The 15944-nt window shown below is 70.7% G+C and carries 18 protein-coding genes, 6 tRNA genes and 1 pseudogene; 9 read left to right on the top strand and 16 right to left on the bottom strand.

Features of this window, described 5'->3' with window-relative positions; genetic code table 11:
* Positions 1-80 precede the first annotated feature (80 nt).
* The 6 genes from ABFX81_RS30020 to ABFX81_RS29995 form a co-directional block, all read right to left on the bottom strand.
* On the bottom strand, positions 81-671 hold the full coding sequence (locus ABFX81_RS30020) for a hypothetical protein (protein ID WP_086846614.1): 591 nt from the start codon (positions 669-671) through the stop codon (positions 81-83).
* Positions 672-683: 12 nt separating this feature from the next.
* Positions 684-1565: an ABC transporter permease subunit gene (locus ABFX81_RS30015; RefSeq protein WP_086846612.1), complete on the bottom strand. Its 882-nt coding sequence runs from the start codon at positions 1563-1565 to the stop codon at positions 684-686.
* Complete coding sequence (locus tag ABFX81_RS30010) at positions 1562-2563, bottom strand: carbohydrate ABC transporter permease (RefSeq protein WP_346138926.1); 1002 nt, start codon at positions 2561-2563, stop codon at positions 1562-1564. Before ABFX81_RS30010 ends, ABFX81_RS30015 begins: the two co-directional genes overlap by 4 nt.
* Positions 2563-3852, bottom strand: coding sequence for an extracellular solute-binding protein (locus ABFX81_RS30005; RefSeq protein ID WP_086846610.1), 1290 nt, complete (start codon positions 3850-3852; stop codon positions 2563-2565). The genes ABFX81_RS30010 and ABFX81_RS30005 overlap by 1 nt, the downstream gene beginning before the upstream one ends.
* Before the next feature lie 411 nt (positions 3853-4263).
* Positions 4264-4335 (bottom strand) — tRNA-Val (locus ABFX81_RS30000).
* 78 nt (positions 4336-4413) lie between these two features.
* Positions 4414-4872: a TIGR02611 family protein gene (locus ABFX81_RS29995; protein WP_086846608.1), complete on the bottom strand. Its 459-nt coding sequence runs from the start codon at positions 4870-4872 to the stop codon at positions 4414-4416.
* Between the two features lie 191 nt (positions 4873-5063).
* Between ABFX81_RS29995 and ABFX81_RS29990 the strand changes: the two genes are divergently transcribed.
* Positions 5064-5477 carry an SsgA family sporulation/cell division regulator gene (locus tag ABFX81_RS29990; RefSeq protein WP_004002642.1) on the top strand — a complete coding sequence of 138 codons (414 nt, stop codon included), beginning with the start codon at positions 5064-5066 and terminating at the stop codon, positions 5475-5477.
* Between the two features lie 336 nt (positions 5478-5813).
* Positions 5814-6374: a CGNR zinc finger domain-containing protein gene (locus tag ABFX81_RS29985; protein WP_086846606.1), complete on the top strand. Its 561-nt coding sequence runs from the start codon at positions 5814-5816 to the stop codon at positions 6372-6374.
* An 85-nt stretch (positions 6375-6459) separates the two neighbouring features.
* Here the strand turns inward: ABFX81_RS29985 and ABFX81_RS29980 are convergent, their stop codons facing one another.
* Both ABFX81_RS29980 and ABFX81_RS29975 read right to left on the bottom strand, forming a co-directional pair.
* Positions 6460-6636, bottom strand: a complete 177-nt coding sequence (locus ABFX81_RS29980; RefSeq protein ID WP_167537303.1) for a hypothetical protein — start codon at positions 6634-6636, stop codon at positions 6460-6462.
* 151 nt (positions 6637-6787) lie between these two features.
* Positions 6788-7231: a hypothetical protein gene (locus tag ABFX81_RS29975; protein WP_086846604.1), complete on the bottom strand. Its 444-nt coding sequence runs from the start codon at positions 7229-7231 to the stop codon at positions 6788-6790.
* A 162-nt stretch (positions 7232-7393) separates the two neighbouring features.
* Between ABFX81_RS29975 and ABFX81_RS29970 the strand changes: the two genes are divergently transcribed.
* Entirely contained in the window at positions 7394-7927 is a 534-nt protein-coding gene (locus tag ABFX81_RS29970) for a DsbA family protein (RefSeq protein ID WP_346138925.1), read from the top strand.
* A gap of 41 nt (positions 7928-7968) precedes the next feature.
* Here the strand turns inward: ABFX81_RS29970 and ABFX81_RS29965 are convergent, their stop codons facing one another.
* From ABFX81_RS29965 to ABFX81_RS29955, 3 genes are read right to left on the bottom strand one after another with little or no spacing between them, the layout of a single operon-like run.
* The gene (locus tag ABFX81_RS29965) at positions 7969-8793 is read right to left on the bottom strand and encodes a GNAT family N-acetyltransferase (RefSeq protein WP_086852341.1); all 825 of its coding nucleotides are present in this window, start codon (positions 8791-8793) and stop codon (positions 7969-7971) included.
* 53 nt (positions 8794-8846) lie between these two features.
* The gene (locus ABFX81_RS29960) at positions 8847-9668 is read right to left on the bottom strand and encodes an aminotransferase class IV (RefSeq protein WP_086852339.1); all 822 of its coding nucleotides are present in this window, start codon (positions 9666-9668) and stop codon (positions 8847-8849) included.
* On the bottom strand, positions 9665-10708 hold the full coding sequence (locus ABFX81_RS29955; RefSeq protein WP_086852337.1) for a chorismate-binding protein: 1044 nt from the start codon (positions 10706-10708) through the stop codon (positions 9665-9667). Before ABFX81_RS29955 ends, ABFX81_RS29960 begins: the two co-directional genes overlap by 4 nt.
* A 178-nt stretch (positions 10709-10886) precedes the next feature.
* On the opposite strand from ABFX81_RS29955, the gene ABFX81_RS29950 reads away from it, so the two are divergent.
* The 5 genes from ABFX81_RS29950 to ABFX81_RS29930 all read left to right on the top strand — a co-directional run bounded on the left by ABFX81_RS29950 (position 10887) and on the right by ABFX81_RS29930 (position 11355).
* Positions 10887-10959: transfer RNA gene (locus ABFX81_RS29950), tRNA-Gly, on the top strand.
* 38 nt (positions 10960-10997) lie between these two features.
* A tRNA-Cys gene (locus ABFX81_RS29945) sits at positions 10998-11071 on the top strand.
* 1 nt (position 11072) lies between these two features.
* Positions 11073-11144 (top strand) — tRNA-Val (locus tag ABFX81_RS29940).
* 25 nt (positions 11145-11169) lie between these two features.
* Positions 11170-11241: transfer RNA gene (locus ABFX81_RS29935), tRNA-Val, on the top strand.
* Between the two features lie 42 nt (positions 11242-11283).
* Positions 11284-11355: transfer RNA gene (locus tag ABFX81_RS29930), tRNA-Val, on the top strand.
* Between the two features lie 64 nt (positions 11356-11419).
* Here the strand turns inward: ABFX81_RS29930 and ABFX81_RS29925 are convergent.
* The 4 genes and pseudogenes from ABFX81_RS29925 to ABFX81_RS29910 all read right to left on the bottom strand — a co-directional run bounded on the left by ABFX81_RS29925 (position 11420) and on the right by ABFX81_RS29910 (position 13851).
* The gene (locus ABFX81_RS29925) at positions 11420-11710 is read right to left on the bottom strand and encodes a TFIIB-type zinc ribbon-containing protein (protein ID WP_150479827.1); all 291 of its coding nucleotides are present in this window, start codon (positions 11708-11710) and stop codon (positions 11420-11422) included.
* A 79-nt stretch (positions 11711-11789) separates the two neighbouring features.
* Complete coding sequence (locus ABFX81_RS29920; protein ID WP_346138924.1) at positions 11790-12731, bottom strand: phosphotransferase; 942 nt, start codon at positions 12729-12731, stop codon at positions 11790-11792.
* A gap of 401 nt (positions 12732-13132) precedes the next feature.
* Positions 13133-13339, bottom strand: a complete 207-nt coding sequence (locus tag ABFX81_RS29915) for a hypothetical protein (RefSeq protein ID WP_086565651.1) — start codon at positions 13337-13339, stop codon at positions 13133-13135.
* Between the two features lie 240 nt (positions 13340-13579).
* Positions 13580-13851, bottom strand: a pseudogene (locus ABFX81_RS29910) (hypothetical protein).
* A 195-nt stretch (positions 13852-14046) separates the two neighbouring features.
* On the opposite strand from ABFX81_RS29910, the gene ABFX81_RS29905 reads away from it, so the two are divergent.
* Positions 14047-15501, top strand: coding sequence for a protein kinase domain-containing protein (locus ABFX81_RS29905; protein WP_086855291.1), 1455 nt, complete (start codon positions 14047-14049; stop codon positions 15499-15501).
* Positions 15502-15550: 49 nt separating this feature from the next.
* Here ABFX81_RS29905 and ABFX81_RS29900 read toward each other — a convergent pair whose 3' ends face one another.
* On the bottom strand, positions 15551-15943 hold the full coding sequence (locus ABFX81_RS29900) for an NUDIX domain-containing protein (protein ID WP_086855292.1): 393 nt from the start codon (positions 15941-15943) through the stop codon (positions 15551-15553).
* Position 15944 lies beyond the last annotated feature (1 nt).

Genomic DNA, 15944 nt, shown 5'->3' with positions numbered 1-15944 from the left:
CACATCCGTGCGCTGGTCAGGGGCATGACAGTGAGAGGCGCGGCGCACGCGGCGCCGGCCTGGGACGAGGGCACCGCCGGTCAGCGGTGCCGGTACCGCTCCTCCACGGCGACGGCCGCCGCCGCTACGGCCCCGAGGACGGGGACCGCCAGCGGCGCGGTGAACCAGGCGGACACGGCCACCACGACCAGCCCGGCGATGATCAGGAAGGACCCGGCCGGGTCGAGGACCGTCCGGCGCCAGGCAGCCGTGAGCAGGGTCCGCCAGCGGGCGTCCGGCTCCCAGACCGCCGCCGCGCGCAGCCCGGCCACGGCGAAGCCGATCAGCGCCAGCACTCCGACGGCCCCGACCAGCGGCCCGCCGGGAATCCCCGCACGGACCGCCCGGACGTCCACCCAGACCGCGGCCACGGCCGCCCACCCGGCGAGCCCGGCGAGCCACCCGCCGCGCACGGCCGTACGGAAGTCGGCGACGAACTCCCGCCAGCCTCCGCCCTCCTGCGCGGTACGGCGCCGCAGGTGCCGCGCACCCGCGGCGAATGCGGCGGGGTACGTGACGACCCCCAGCGAGGCCACCGCGATCCAGACCCCCGTCAGCAGACACTCGGCGAACACGCCGAACCGCTCGGCGAAGGCCGACTCCCCCTGTGCCTTCACTCGCGTCGTGGCCATGGCCGGATCTCCTCAGCCCTTCAGACCGGACGTCGCCATGCCGTCGATCAGATACCGCTGGAAGGCGAGGAAGAAGGCGAGCACCGGCAGCAGGGCGACGAGCGACATGGCGATCATGCCGCCGTAGTTGGCCAGCCCTTCCTGGTCGACGAACATCTTCAGCCCCAGGGAGACCGTGTACTTGTCGGGCTCGTTGAGGTAGATCAGCGGGCCCATGAAGTCGTTCCAGGAGTTGATGAACGTGAAGATCGCGCTGGTGATCAGGGCCGGCCGGCACAGCGGAAGCATGATCGACCAGTAGATGCGGAAGTGCCCGCAGCCGTCGAGACGGGCCGCCTCGTCGAGCTCCTTGGGCATGTTGCGCATGAACTGCAGCATCAGGAAGACGAAGAACGCCTCCGTGGCCAGGTACTTCCCCAGCAGCAGCGGGGTGTACGTGTTGATCAACTCCATGTTGCGGAACAGCACGTACTGCGGGATCAGCAGCACGTGGTACGGCAGCAGGAGGGTGCCGATCATCAGCGTGAACAGCAGATTGCGGCCCGCGAACCTGATCCTCGCGAAGGCGTACGCCGTCAGCGAGCAGGACGCCACGATCCCGATCACCGAGCCGACCGCGAGGAAGAGCGAGTTGAAGAAGAAGGTGGAGATCGAGATGTCGGCGATGCCGTCGGCGAGGCTCTTGTAGTTGTCGAGGATCGGTTCGCCCGGCAGGAGGTCCAGGCTGCCGACGATGTCCCCGCTCTTCTTGAGGGAGCCGCCGATGACCCAGATCACCGGATACAGGATCACCGCGAGGATCAGCAGGGAGCCGATGTGCCAGGCGAGGGATCCGGGCAGTTTGTGCCGGAGCCCGCCCGCTCGTGGGGTGGCGTCGGTGGCCTGCGCACTCATCGGGCGCCCTCCTCGTAGTGCACCCAGCGCTTCTGGGACCAGAACAGCACCGCCGTCACCAGGGCGACCGCGACGAGCAGCATCCAGGCCATGGCGGAGGCCAGACCCATCCGGCTGTTCTCGAAGCCCTGGACGTAGAGGTAGCAGGTGTAGACCATCGAGCCGTCGGCCGGACCGCAGGCGTTGCCTCCGGCGCCGCCGCCGACGATGTACGCCGAGCTGAAGATCTGGAAGGAGTGGATCGTCTCCAGCAGGACGTTGAAGAAGAGCACCGGGGAGATCATCGGCAGCGTGATGTTCCAGAACCGCCGCAGCTTGCCCGCCCCGTCGACCTCGGCCGCCTCGTACAGCTCGCGCGGGACCTGCTTGAGGCCGGCCAGGAAGATGACCATGGGCGCGCCGAACTGCCAGACGGTGAGGGCCACCAGGCTGTAGATGATCATGTCCGGGTCGCCGGTCCAGCCGCCGACGTCGATCCCGAAGATCTTCTGCGTACGGTCCACGATCGCGTCGTCCGAGAAGATCGCCTTCCAGACGATCGCGATGGAGACGCTCGCGCCGATCAGTGACGGCGCGTAGAAGGCGGCCCGGTAGAAGGCCTGTCCGCGCCGCTTCTGGGCGAGGAGCAGGGCCACACCGAGGGCCGCGACCAGCTTGAGCGGCGTTCCGACGACGACGTACCAGAGCGTCACCTGCACCGAGTGGCGCCAGCGGGGATCGCCGAACATCTCGGAGAAGTTGTCGAGGCCGATCCACTTGGGCGCGTCGAACAGGTTGTAGTCGGTGAACGCGAAGTAGAGCGAGGCGACCATCGGGCCCGCTGTGAGCAGCAGGAACCCGGCGATCCAGGGAGACATGAAGAGATAGCCGGCCAGGTTCTCCCGGCGCCGCCGCCGCTTGAGGGCGGCGGGGCGCTCGGGCTTCACCGGACCGTGCCGCGGCTCGGAGTCCTGGGACAGGCCCTCCATCGCAGGGGCGTGTGTCACGGTGGTTCCCATCAGCTGCCGAGAGCCGTCTTCGACTCGGTGAAGAACTGCTTGACGGCCTCGTCCACCGACCGCTTGCCCAGGGCGAGTTCCTCGGCGATGCGCAGGAAGGCGGACTCACAGATGTCCGCCCCGTTCGGGTGCGGGGTGATCGGCTCCAGGACACCCGCCTCGACGAGGGACTCCTCGTAGGCGGCTATCGCCTTGTTGACCTCGTCGGTCGGCTTGTACGCGTCGTACTGGGCCTGCGTCGCGGGCACGCCCCGGTCGTAGCCCATGATCTTGGCGACCTCGGGCTCGTGCACCATGAAGTCGATGAACTGGGCGACCTCCTTGGGGTGCTGGGTGCGCTTGGAGGCGCTCAGCATGAGCGAGCCGAGGTACTGGCCGGTCTTCTTGCCGTCCGTGGTCGGGATGGGAGCGAGGGCGTACTCGCTCTTGCCCTCGGCGGTGTAGCGGACCGTGAAGTTGTCCCAGGTGAACTCGCCGCCCGCGAGTTCTCCGGTGACCGCGGACTTGGGCTTGATCTGGGCGACCTTCTTGGCGTCGGCGTAACGGCCGTCCTCCACACCCTTCTTGGCCTTCGTCCACCAGTCCGACAGGTCCGACTCGGTGAAGCCGAGCCCCTCCTCCGTGAAGAACGCCTTGCCGTTCTGGCGCAGGTACAGGTCGTAGAGGTACATGACGCCGTACATGCCGCTGTCGCCGGCGCGGCCCGCCTTGTCGCGGATCTTCTTCATCGCCGCGTCGAAGTCGTCCCAGGTCCAGCCCATCTCCGGCTTCACGCCCGCCTTGGTGTAGACGGGCTTGTCGATGACCAGGGCCATCGAGTTGGAACCGACCGGAACTCCGAGGAGCTTGCCGTCGATCTCACCGAACTTCTCGAGTCCGGCGCGGAATCCGTCCATCCGGAGGTTGCCGGCCTTGACCTGCTCACCGAGATCGAGCAGCACGTTCTTCGCGTCGTATTTGCGCAGGAACCCGATGGCATTCTGGAAGACGTCCGGCGGATTTCCGCCGGAAGCCTGGGTGTTGAACTTCTTCCAGAAGTCGAGATAAGGCTGGAAGTCCGTTTTCACCTTGATCTTCGGGTACTTCTTCTCGAAGAGCGCGATGGTCTTGTTGATGCGCTCGGCGCGGTCCTCCGCTCCCCACCACGCGTAACGGATCGTCACCGTCCCGTCCGCGGAGGCCCCTCCGTCGCCACCGCAGGCGGTGGTCGCGGCCAGCCCCAGCGTGGCCGCCGTGGCCCCGGCCGCCTTCAGAATCGTACGTCTCTCAACATTCCTGCCGTTCACCACGGTTGGACCTCCCCGCACGTCGTCCCGCTCGCATGAATCGTTTCAAGTAAGCGCTTGCTGGCACAAGTTACGGAGGGGCTGAGGGTGCGTCAATGATTCGGACAAGATTTTCTTACCGAACGGGCCCCAGGCGCGGCGGGACGGGGAGGGGGCACGCCGCCTCCGCCGGGAAGACGTCACTGGTGGGGCCACTGTGGTCGGTGGGCCGAACGAGGCGGGGCCGCTCACACGGGTTGCGGGAGCGACCGAAAGGCGACGCCGAGGTGGGTGGCGTGGAGCCGCGCGCGAGGTGGCCGGCTTCGGTCGGCGAGCCCTGGCGGAGAACGGCACGCGGGGCGTTCGGCAGCCGTGACAACGACCCCGCACGACGGCGGCCCACCTGCGCAATCGCAGGTGGGCCGCCGATCCGGGTGGGCGATACTGGGTTCGAACCAGTGACCTCTTCGGTGTGAACGAAGCGCTCTCCCACTGAGCTAATCGCCCGGACGCAGGAAGAAGATTACCCCATGTCAGGGGGTGCCTGTGACCAGCGCCGGCCGGCACCGGCACCCCCGACGCGGTTCACTGGTTCTTGATCTTCCACGGCATGACAATGCCGAACTTCCACACGTAGATACCGACCAGTACGGCCACGATCACCAGCCCGATGGACGTCAGGATGATGTTGCGCCGCCGCACCTTGGGATCGAGGGCGCGCTGCGCGGCCTCCGTGACCTTCCGCTTGGTCCAGCGCAGCACCAGCTGGGCCCACACGAACTCGGTCGCCCAGATCGCCATGCCGCCGAAGATCACGACCCAGCCCGGCCCCGGCAGGGGCAGCATGATGATGCCCGCCACGACGACCGCGAGCCCGATGATGAAGACGCCGACCTGCCAGCTCACGTGCAGCAGGCGGCGCGCCTTGATGAATTCCGGCGCCCGCGAGCCGAGTCCCCGCTCCTGCTCGCTGCGCTCCTCGTCCGTCCCCGTCTCGTCCGGCGCCACGGCCACCTCGCCCGGCTCGTCACTCCCCGTATTCATACGGCCAAACACTACCCGAGCGAAACCAGTCACCGGAATGGACGCACGGCACGAACGATCTCTCGGCCGGAAGAGTTACGTAAAGGCACGCAAAACACTCAGAGGGGTTTACAACGGCACCGTAGGTGGCATGTCGATTTCGCCGACGTGCGAATCCCCGAGCGCACACTGAGCGAAAGGCCCTGGCGCTTATGAACACCACGGTCAGCTGCGAGCTGCACCTGCGCCTCGTTGTGTCGAGCGAGTCCTCCCTGCCTGTCCCCGCAGGCCTGCGGTACGACACGGCCGACCCCTACGCCGTGCACGCCACCTTCCACACCGGAGCCGAGGAGACCGTCGAGTGGGTGTTCGCCCGCGACCTCCTCGCCGAGGGACTTCACCGCCCTACGGGCACCGGCGACGTCCGCGTCTGGCCGTCGCGCAGTCACGGTCAGGGCGTCGTGTGCATCGCCCTGAGCTCGCCGGAGGGCGAGGCCCTGCTCGAGGCCCCGGCACGGGCCCTGGAGTCCTTCCTGAAGCGCACCGACGCCGCCGTGCCGCCCGGCACGGAGCACCGGCATTTCGATCTCGATCAGGAGCTCTCGCACATCCTGGCGGAAAGCTAGGGCGAGGCCCTCACAAAGCCGCCCGGCGCCGTCGACTCGGGGAGACGGCTCGGGCCTGGACAACCGCATATGGGATACACCGGCGCCGGCACCGCGGATCACGCGGGGCGGCGCCGGCTCGCGTGTGGCGCCGTTCGCGGACCGTGTGGGCGGACGACGGCAGCCCGCCGCGGCGGGCCTTCCGCCGCCCGGAGGGCGGGCGGGAACCATGCCTCGCCCGGCGGCGTTGTATTCGAAGCCATGTGCGGGCATGAGGGCGGTCCAGCGGTGGTGGAGCCGCTACCATCGGCCAGCATCCGCGGGCGCCTGCCCGACCCCCAGGCCAGGGAGCGAATCGTGCTGATCACCCACGACACCCGGTGCGCCCTCGACACCGTGGTCGATCTGGTGAACACCGCACCGGACGACGACACGGCGGCGGACGGGCTGCCGGACGTGGCGACACTCGCGGACTTCGTACAGAACCACGAGATCAGCGACGTCGGAGTGCTCTCGGAGTTCGACCTCTCCGCGGTGCGGAAGATCCGCGGGCGGTTCGCCGCCGTCTTCGCCGCCCCCGACGCCCGGGCCGCCGCCGGCCTGATCAACGACCTCGTCGCGGCCGCCGGCACCACACCCCGGCTCACGGACCACGACGGCTACGACTGGCATGTGCACTACTTCGCGCCCGGCGCCTCCGTCGCCGACCACCTGGCCGCCGACTGCGGGATGGCACTGGCCTTCTTCGTGGTCGCAGGGGAGCAGGAGCGGCTGCGGCGGTGCGAGGCGCCCGACTGCCGGAGGGCCTTCGTCGACCTGTCCCGCAACCGCTCGCGGCGGTACTGCGACAGCCGCACCTGCGGGAACCGCCTGCATGTGGCCGCGTACCGGGCGCGCCGTAAGGAAGCGGCGGGCTGACCGCTCCGCCTCGGGGGCGATTGACGGGCGGATCGTCGATGCCGACGCGGTCCCGGCGGGTGGCGCCGGGTACCGCGGGTACGGCTCACAGCAGCAGCAGGTCGTGCAACGAGGCCATGAGCAGCAGACTCCCGATCACCGCCAGGAAGATCATCAGCGGTGGCTGGGAAAGGGCGAAGAGGCAACCACGTGGCTCGTCCTGCCGGGGACGGGGCTCGTCCTGCGGCGGCGCGGGGTCGCTCTGATTCGTCGTGTCCAGCATCTCGCGGCGATGATGACGCAGTCGCCGGGCAGACGCGATCAGCGGCCTCGTTGCGTGCGGGAGTGCGCCGATTCCGCGAGGTCCGGTTCAGGTTGTGATCACTTCCGCGCACCCTAGGACCCACTGTGACGATTCGACCGGGACCCGGCCGTCAAATGCCGTGCTTCTTGAGGATGGCCTCGATGTCGCTGAAGTCGTCGTCGCCCCGGGACGCCGATGCCGGCCGGGTGGCCGGGCGGGACCCCTGACCCTGGCCCAGGGAGGGCGCCGAGGCCGCCGGAGCCACAGCGTCAGGCCGGGCAGCCGCGCGGGCCGCCCTGCGCTCCTTGCGGGTGCCGCCGCGCCGGCGCTCCACGACACGCGTGGTCATGAACAGCAGCCACGCGACAGCGAGGACCCCGAAGCCCGCCCAGGCGGTCAGGCTGAACGCGGTGTCGGCCAGCCACTCGACGACGCCCGTCATGACCAGGCCGATCGGCACGAGCGAGTACGCCGCGATACGGGTCGCCGCGAGGAAACGCTTGCGGTACGCCGTGATGACCGCAATACCCAGGCCTGCAGCGGACACGGCGGAGCAGACGGTCTCGGCAATCATCCGGTCCTCCAGGCGTGGCGCGGTCGGGCAGGGCACTTCGTCCCTTCCATCCTGCACCCGCCGTACCCCGGGGGGCCATGCCCCGGCCCGACATCAGGGACATCTCCGGGTCGCCTCCTCCGCAGGTGCCGGTGCGGGTGCACGGCCTGGGAGAATGTCGGTATGAGCGACTCCTCCCCCGCCCCCGCCGCCGCCCCCGTCCTCGAGGTCTGGTGCGACCTCCAGTGCCCGGACTGCCGTACCGCGCTGGACGACCTCCGTGCCCTGCGCGCCCGCTACGGCCACCGCCTGGAGCTGCGGCTGCGGCACTTCCCCCTGGAGAAGAACAAGCACGCCTTCGCCGCCGCCCAGGCCGCGGAGGAGGCGTGGGAGCAGGGCCGGGGCTGGGAGTACGCCGAGGCGCTCCTGGGGCGGGTGGAGGAGCTGGGCCGTGAGGGAGAGCCCTTCCTGGTCGAGCTGGCCCGCGAACTGGACATGGACGCCGAGGAGTTCGACACGGCCCTGATCGACGGCCGGCACATCCTGATCGTGGACGCCGACCAGGCCGAGGGCAAGGCCATCGGCGTGACCGGCACCCCGACGTACGTCATCGGCGGTGAGCGGCTCGACGGGGGCAAGAGCCAGGAGGGGCTGCGCGAGCGGATCGAGCAGATCGCCGACCGGCTGCTGGCCGGGCAGGAGCAGCAGCAGGGCTGACCCGAAGGCCCCCGCGCCTGTCTGCCGTCCCCGCCCGGCCGCTATACCAGCGGCTTGTACATCGCGTACGTCTTCGTCTCGTAGCCGAGCGAGGCGTAGAGCCGTTCGGCCGGGGTGTTGCCGGCGAAGACGTTGAGGCCGATGACGCGCCTGCCCTCGACGATCGTCTGGGCCTCGGCCAGCAGCATGAGGGTGCGGCCGTGTCCCTTGCCGCGGTGGGCGGCGTGCGTCTCGACGTCGAAGACGAAGGCGCTGTCCGCGCGCAGCGCGAGCCACAAGGCGCCCACCGCCGTCCCCTCGTGTTCCAGGACGCTGATGAGCATGCCGGGGGTGGCGAGGCCGTCGGGCAGCAGGGTGGCGTGGTCCCGCTCCGACTTGGCGCGTGCCTCGGCCTCCGGAACGCCCCGCTCGATCCAGCTCCGCGCGTAGTCCTCCTTGCCCTTCTCCAGCCAGGGGCCGAACTCCGCGTCGGTCACGGGCCGGGCACAGCTGCCCTCCGGCAGCTCCGGCGGGGTGTCGCCGAGGGGCTTCTCCATGCCGCGGTTGCGCACGACGTAGCCGAGCGCGGTGGCGAGCCGGAACGCCGCGGCGGCGTCGGCGGGGACGGTCGTCTCGATACGGCGGCACCCCCAGCCGCGCGCCACCTCCTCGGCGGCGAGCGCGGCCACGGTGCCCCGGCCGCGTCCGCGGTCCGGTTCGTCGATGCGCAGCTTCGTGATCCGGGCCACGGCGTCGCCGAACACGGGATGCGTGCCGAGGTGTATCGCCCCTACGGGACGGCTGTTCACGCACACCTGGTAGCGGCGTGAGCGCGTCCCGTCGGCGTTCTGCTGAAGCGGCTCGGTCGGCCGCAGGGTCGTGGTCATCAGGGGTGTTCTACCCGCAACCACGCCCCTGTTCAGCCCGGAATGCGGGGCTCTCAGGGGTCGAGGTCGTTCCCGGACCGCTCCTCGAAGATCCGCATGGCCTTGGCGGTCACCGGGCCGGGCGCGCCGGGCAGCTCACGGTCGTCGACCCGGTGCACGGCCTGCACGTCCCGCAGGGTGGACGTCAGGAAGACCTCGTCGGCACGCTCCAGCACGTCCAGCGGCAGGTCGGTCTCCCTGGCGCCGGTCCATTCGATCGCCAGCGCGCGCGTGATGCCCGCGAGGCAGCCCGAGGCGAGCGGCGGAGTGTGGATCTCGCCGTCGAGGACGACGAAGACGTTGGACCCGGTGCCCTCGCACAGCCGTCCCACCGTGTTGCCGAACAGGGCCTCGGAAGCGTTCTGTTCGCGGGCGCGGGCGAGGGCGACGACGTTCTCGGCGTACGAGGTGGTCTTCAGGCCGGTGAGCGCGCCGCGCTCGTTGCGCGTCCAGGGGACCGTGATCACGGCGGTGGAGTCGGGGCGGCGGGTGGTCGCGCCCAGGGCGACGACGAGGGTCGGGCCGTGCTCGCCGCGGTCGGAGCCGAGCGGGCCGTGGCCGCCGGTGTAGGTGATGCGCAGGCGGCCGAGGGGCATGGGGTTGGCTTCGAGGACGGCGGCACAGGCGCGGCGTACCTCGTCGTGGTCCGGGTCGGGCAGTCCCAGGCCGCGCGCCGACCGGGTCAGCCGGTCGAGGTGCCGCGTGAGCGCGAACGGCCGGCCGTCCACGGCCTTCACGGTCTCGAAGATGCCGTCGCCCACGGTCAGCCCGTGGTCGAAGACGGAGACGCGGGCGGACTCCGTGTCCTGCAAGTCACCGTCGAGCCAGATCTTCACGTCAGGTCCTCTCCACTCACCTCATACGCTCCCGACGCTATCGCGAGCAGCCGGGCCGCCTTCAGCTCGGTCTCCCGCCACTCCCCCTCCGGATCGGAGCCCCATGTGATGCCGGCGCCGGTGCCGAAGCGCAGCACACCGTCGGACCGGTCGATCCAGAAGGTACGGATACCGACGGCCAGCTCACCGACCCGCCGGTCGGCGTCGACCCAGCCGATCCCCCCGCAGTACGGCCCGCGGGGCGCCGTCTCCAGCGCGTCGATGATCCGCAGCGCGCTCGACTTGGGCGCGCCGGTGACGGAGCCGGGCGGGAAGGCGGCGGCGAGCAGTTCGGCCCAGCCGGCCCCCTCCCCCAGCTCGCCGCGGACCGTCGACACGAGGTGGACCAGCCCCGGATGCTTCTCGACGGCACACAGGTCGGGCACCATCACGCTGCCGGTGGCGCAGACCCGCCCGATGTCGTTGCGGACCAGGTCCACGATCATCACGTTCTCGGCGTAGTCCTTCTCCAGCAGGTCGGTCTCGGTGCGGCCGGTGCCCTTGATCGGCCCGGACACGACGACGCGTCCGTCGCGCCGCAGGAACAGCTCGGGGGACGCGGTGGCGATCTCCACGCCGTGACCGGGCAGGCGGATCGTTCCTGCATACGGTGCCGGGTTGCCGCGGGCCAGCAGCGCGGTGAGGGCGTCCACGTCGGCACCGGGTGCGACGGGCGCGGACAGCACCCGGCACAGGTTCGCCTGGTAGACCTCGCCGGCCGCGATGTGCTCGCGGATCCGCTGCACCGCCGCCGTGTACGCGGCGCGGTCGAGTGATGACGTCCAGTCACTCGCCGCCGGTCCTCGCCACGCGCCGGGCACGGGGGCGGGCACGGCCGCGTTCCGCACGTCCCGGAAGCGTGCGCAGGTCAGACGGCCCTCGAAGTCGGCGCAGACCGCCCAGAAACCGCTGGACTCCAGGGCTTCGGGATCGTCGGTGACGTCGAGGAGCCCGGTGGCGACACGGTCGCCGAAGCGGGCGAGGGGAGGGAGGTCGAGCACGCAGTCGAGTCTATGGCGGGCGTCCCGCGGGTGACCGGGGGATGTCCCTTCGTGAGGCACTGTGACCACCCTGAGCAGGGGAAGCGCAGCACGCTGCACAAACGCGTTTTTGTGCTGGCCCGGGAATCCGCTAGAGTTCAACTCGTCGCCGGGCCGCGAGAGCGGACGGAAACGACAAGCGGACGTAGCTCAGTTGGTAGAGCGCAACCTTGCCAAGGTTGAGGTCGCGAGTTCGAACCTCGTCGTCCGCTCGAAGGAAGTGGGGATCTTCCCGGTTCCCTACACTCCTGGTGGAGTGGCCGAGAGGCGAGGCAACGGCCTGCAAAGCCGTCTACACGGGTTCAAATCCCGTCTCCACCTCCAAGGACGATTAGCTCAGCGGGAGAGCGCTTCCCTGACACGGAAGAGGTCACTGGTTCAATCCCAGTATCGTCCACTGGATCTGCTCGAAGATCCGACCCGCGCGATTAGCTCAGCGGGAGAGCGCTTCCCTGACACGGAAGAGGTCACTGGTTCAATCCCAGTATCGCGCACGCAGTGCCCATGATCCGCTGCACAAGTGGTCATGGTCCCGAGGACGATTAGCTCAGCGGGAGAGCGCTTCCCTGACACGGAAGAGGTCACTGGTTCAATCCCAGTATCGTCCACACCACACCGGAGCCCCCGGCCGTACGCATCGGCCGGGGGCTCCGTCGTGTCGCGATCCTGGTGTCAGGACGAGAACAGCATGCGTCCGAAGCCCTTCTGCCGGTGGTGACCCTGGTGGCCATGATGTCCGTGGCCACCATGCGGGGCTCCCCAGGCGGGGGCCGGAGGAGCGGGGTAGGCCTGCGGGGCGGGCGGGGGCGGTGGGGCGGACTGGGACCACTGGGCTTCCAGGCGGGTCAGCGACTCCAGCTCGCCGTAGTCGAGAAAGATCCCGCGGCAGCCGCTGCACTGCTCGATCTGGACACCGTTGCGGTTGTACGTGTGCATCGGCGCACGGCACTTCGGACACTGCATGGTGGTTCAACTCCTCGCCGGTCGGTCCTGCTTCATGTGTCGCCAGGACAGACTCTGTCCGGCTGTGGTCGGTTGCACCCTACTTCGGGTGCTCCTGCGCCAACTGCGGCGGGACGGTAGCCATTCGGTCACAGGCGTCCACGACCGACTGCTCCACCTCGTCGAGGGGGCGGCCGGCCGCGACCGCCTTGGCGACGGCCCGGGCCGCGGTCTGCACGGTGAGGGCACGGGCGGGGACGTCCAGGGCGGGCCAGGGATCGCCGTCGGCCGGGACGGCGGGGCCGCCCTCGGCGCGGTAGGCGGCGAGGAACCGGGCCCATTCACCGGGCGCGAGCAGCCCGCAGGCGTACCAGGCGGCAGGGCGGGCGAGGTCCCAGGCGGGGACGCCGACACCGAGGTCGTCCACGTCGATCAGCAGCCAGGGGCCTTCGGGGGCGGGGTGGCGTATGAGCTGGCCGAGGTGGAGGTCGCCGTGGCACAAAATGCCGGTGTGCGGCATCGGGGCCTCGCCCCGGGCCCAGGCGGGGAGGGTGTCCCAGGCGCGCAGGACCGGAGTGGTGGCGGGGTGCGGGCCGGCGGCCCGGAGCCGGGCGACGGCCCGGGCCGCCTTGGCGGGGCCTCGCATGGTGGGCGGGTCGGGCGGGAGTGGGCTGCGGTGCAGTCGCGCGAGGAGGGTGGCGGCGGCTTCCCAGGGAGCGGCGTCGGGGTCGTCCGGGTCGACGGGGATGCCGTACGGCCAGAACGTCACGAGGCGGCCGTGCAGGTCGGCGGGGGCCGGGACGAGTGGGGGCAGGAGGATGCCGGGGTGGTGGGTGGCGATGGTGAGGCGGGTGGTCAGTCCGGTCGCGTCGGTGTCTTCCGGGTGGGCCTTCGCGACCGTGTCCGCGTGCCGTACGACGATGCCGTCGGGGCGGTCCGCGAGTGTGGCCGTTCCGCAGGGGCAGGTCGAGGAGCGTGCGTGAGCTGTGGCTCGGGCCTTGGCGGTGAGCTGTTGCACGAGCAGGGCGGGGGCGGGTTTCACCGGGGCGAGAGTACGCGCAGGTGGGGCCGGGGGGTAAGGCACTCTTGGGATCAGGGGCTCGGCGCCGGTGCCGGATCCGGTTGCCAGCTCCTCGGCGTTGCTGCTGTGGCGGGTGGGGCCGCAACCCGGCGGTGCGGGGTGCCGCTGCGCCCACCCGTGCCGCCCTGGGGGCACGTCCCAGGCCCTTGAGGCACAAGGGGGAGGCACGACTGCCCGCAGCTGGACTCGGCCGGCGGCCCGCAGCTCGGCGATCCGCGGCCGCCTGCGTGCGCACACAGCAATGCCGGCGCAGCTCCCCAGCTGCGCCGGCATTTGTGCCGTCCGCCGCACCCCCGTCCCCACGGGGTTTCATGGGTGGGATGTCCCCGCCCGGACCGCTCTTCCGGGCCTGAGGTCGCCGCTCAGCGCCCCAGCATCTCTCCCACGGACGACGCCTGTGTGGCCACTGTCTCCCACCCGTCGAAGACGAGGAGGAGCAGGACCGCCAGGGGAAGGGCCATCAGCGTCGCCACCACGGGGTGGCGACGACCCTGGCGCCGGCGGAACGCGGCGGCGTACACCTTGCGTCCCTCTTCGCGGATCAGCGTCCGCGGTGCCGTGTGGGCCATGGTCCCTCTCCTGACCGTTCTCAGTTGTAGTTGTAGTTGGCAGCGGCGGGCGTCTGACCTCGGGGGACGAGTGCTGCACCCGCCGCTTGACCTCAAATCTAGGCGGCCGGCCCTCCCCGGGCGTCATGCCCTCGTACCGATTGCCGGGCCTCCCGGAGGATGAGCCGTCACCTGCGGTGTACTCCCCTGGGTGGAGACGAAGGCCTGGGTCTCAGGGTCTTCCCCGAAGGGACGCCCGGCTCACCCCGCTTTGTCCGAGCTTTCCTCCCTCGGAATCGGCTGCTCGACCAGTGCCAGCACCCGGTTCGCCATGAAACGGGCCGTACGCACGACGGTTCCTCCCCCGCTGCCTAAACGGCGCGGGGGGACCCCCACCTGGTGACTTCGCTCACTTCCACGACACCTCGACGTACCGCCGTCTCCACCCTGCGGCCCGCCCTGCTCGCCACCACCTCATACGTGCGCGTCGTGTCGCCGGCGTCCACGACTATCTCCACGCGGTCACCCTTCACGGGTCCAATCCCCCTTCCGTGGCAGGCGGTTGGGATCATCCCCCGCGCGAACACGGCCTGTTCGCGCGCCCCCTGACCACCCTTCAAGTCTCCCACCCACCACTGACAATCCATCGCTCCGAGAGGGCGCGGCCTCTGCGCGCGGGCGGCTGTGGAAACGTAAGCTGTGGCTCGTCACAGGACCGGGCAGCGGGGATGAACATGGCGATGATGCGCCTGAGGCGCGAGGACCCGCGCGTCGTCGGCTCGTTCAGGCTTCACAGACGGCTCGGCGCGGGCGGGATGGGCGTGGTCTACCTGGGCTCCGACAAGAAGGGGCAGCGGGTCGCGCTCAAGGTCATCCGGCCTGACCTGGCGGAGGATCAGGAGTTCCGCTCGCGGTTCGCCCGTGAGGTCTCGGCGGCCAGGCGGATTCGCGGTGGGTGCACGGCACGGCTCGTGGCCGCCGACCTCGACGCGGACCGGCCCTGGTTCGCCACGCAGTACGTACCCGGCCCCTCCCTGCACGACAAGGTCGCCGCCGAGGGGCCGCTCGGCGCGGCCGACGTCGCGGCCGTCGGCGCCGCCCTGTCGGAGGGCCTGGTCGCCGTGCACGAGGCCGGGGTCGTGCACCGGGACCTGAAACCGTCCAACATCCTGCTGTCCCCGAAGGGGCCGCGGATCATCGACTTCGGCATCGCCTGGGCCACCGGCGCCTCGACGCTCACCCACGTCGGTACGGCGGTCGGCTCGCCGGGCTTCCTCGCACCGGAACAGGTGCGCGGGGCCGCCGTCACACCGGCCACGGACGTGTTCTCGCTCGGCGCCACTCTCGCGTACTCCTCGATGGGCGACTCGCCCTTCGGGCACGGCAGTTCCGAGGTGATGCTGTACCGCGTCGTGCACGAGGAACCGCAGCTGCACGGCGTACCCGACGCGTTGGCTCCGCTCGTCCGGGCGTGCCTGGCGAAGGACCCGGAGGAACGGCCCAGCACGCTCCAACTGTCCATGCGGCTCAAGGAGATCGCGGCCCGGGAGTCGCAGGACCTGGCCGGCGTGCGGCCGCCCGCGCCGCGCGGTGCGGAGACGGACCGGCCCGCCGACACCTACCCCGAGCGCGGCCGGCGTCCGCAGGGACAGCAGGGTGCGGGCGCTTCCGGGGCGCAGCGCGGTCGGGGGGCTCCCCCGCCACGGCGCTCCCCCGGGCCCGGGGACGGCATTCCGTCGCCGGACGGTCCGGCTTCCCAGGGAGGCGCCGGCGCGCGGGGCGGGTCCCGGGCGACAGGAGGCGGAAACCGGACGACGGGCGGCGGGAACCGCGGCAGGGCTCCGGTGCGCGGCTCCGGGGCCTCACGCGGCGGCACTCCGTCGCGGTCCGGATCACGGCCGACGCCCACCGGACGCAACGGGACGCGGTCGGGCAGCGGCAGCCGTACCGCCCCGCACAGCGGTACCGGGCGGCCGGCGTCCAGGAACACGGGGACGGGGCTGCGGCCCGCCAATCCCCGGCTGCTGCGGCAGCGGCTGTTCGTGTTCGTCGTGGTCACGCTGCTGGTGGCCGTCGGCATCGCCCTGGTGCAGGGCTGTCAGGGCTCGGCGCGAGGACTCGGCGGCGACGGCGGCAGCGGCGGTGCGCGGCAGGAGAGCGTCCGGCAGGAATTCGGACCGTAGGGCTTCGAGGCCTCACTGTCCGCAGGGCTTCACCGCCTTGGCCCCGCGGTCACAGTCCCGGCAGGATCCGCTCGAAGAACTCGCGGTCGCCGTCGAAGACCGGGGCCAGGGTCAGGAACTCCTCCGGCGTGACCCAGCGGGTCTCGGCGACCTCGGCGGGATCGGGGACGACCTCTCCCGTGTCCGCGCGGGCGGTCCACCAGTGGAGGCGGAAGAGGTGGTCGTCGGTCTCCGACTCCCACACCTTCGCCAGCGGCACGACGGTGAGGCCGACCTCCTCGCGGACCTCCCGGACGACCGCCTGCTCCTGGGTCTCGCCCGGTTCGAGCTTGCCGCTCAGCGGCTGCCAGTAGCCGGGACGGGCGACCGCCGGGCCGCGCCGGATCGCGAGGATCCGGTCCCCGCGCAGCAGTACGGCGACGATCGCCTGGCGCTGTGACACG

This window comes from Streptomyces coeruleofuscus, assembly GCF_039532725.1.
GTDB classification, from domain to species: domain Bacteria; phylum Actinomycetota; class Actinomycetes; order Streptomycetales; family Streptomycetaceae; genus Streptomyces; species Streptomyces coeruleofuscus.
This window is presented reverse-complemented; position numbering and strand designations above follow the sequence as displayed.

Excerpts from the sequence above, each read along its gene's own strand:
- ABFX81_RS29990 (WP_004002642.1), top strand. The coding sequence starts at position 5,064 with ATGAACACCACGGTCAGCTGCGAGCTGCACCTGCGCCTCGTTGTGTCG.
- ABFX81_RS29980 (WP_167537303.1), bottom strand. The coding sequence starts at position 6,636 with ATGCTGGACACGACGAATCAGAGCGACCCCGCGCCGCCGCAGGACGAG.
- ABFX81_RS29905 (WP_086855291.1), top strand. The coding sequence starts at position 14,047 with ATGAACATGGCGATGATGCGCCTGAGGCGCGAGGACCCGCGCGTCGTC.
- ABFX81_RS29995 (WP_086846608.1), bottom strand. The coding sequence starts at position 4,872 with ATGAATACGGGGAGTGACGAGCCGGGCGAGGTGGCCGTGGCGCCGGAC.
- ABFX81_RS29970 (WP_346138925.1), top strand. The coding sequence starts at position 7,394 with ATGAGCGACTCCTCCCCCGCCCCCGCCGCCGCCCCCGTCCTCGAGGTC.
- ABFX81_RS29975 (WP_086846604.1), bottom strand. The coding sequence starts at position 7,231 with ATGATTGCCGAGACCGTCTGCTCCGCCGTGTCCGCTGCAGGCCTGGGT.
- ABFX81_RS30015 (WP_086846612.1), bottom strand. The coding sequence starts at position 1,565 with ATGAGTGCGCAGGCCACCGACGCCACCCCACGAGCGGGCGGGCTCCGG.
- ABFX81_RS29925 (WP_150479827.1), bottom strand. The coding sequence starts at position 11,710 with ATGCAGTGTCCGAAGTGCCGTGCGCCGATGCACACGTACAACCGCAAC.
- ABFX81_RS30010 (WP_346138926.1), bottom strand. The coding sequence starts at position 2,563 with ATGGGAACCACCGTGACACACGCCCCTGCGATGGAGGGCCTGTCCCAG.
- ABFX81_RS29915 (WP_086565651.1), bottom strand. The coding sequence starts at position 13,339 with ATGGCCCACACGGCACCGCGGACGCTGATCCGCGAAGAGGGACGCAAG.
- ABFX81_RS30020 (WP_086846614.1), bottom strand. The coding sequence starts at position 671 with ATGGCCACGACGCGAGTGAAGGCACAGGGGGAGTCGGCCTTCGCCGAG.
- ABFX81_RS29965 (WP_086852341.1), bottom strand. The coding sequence starts at position 8,793 with ATGACCACGACCCTGCGGCCGACCGAGCCGCTTCAGCAGAACGCCGAC.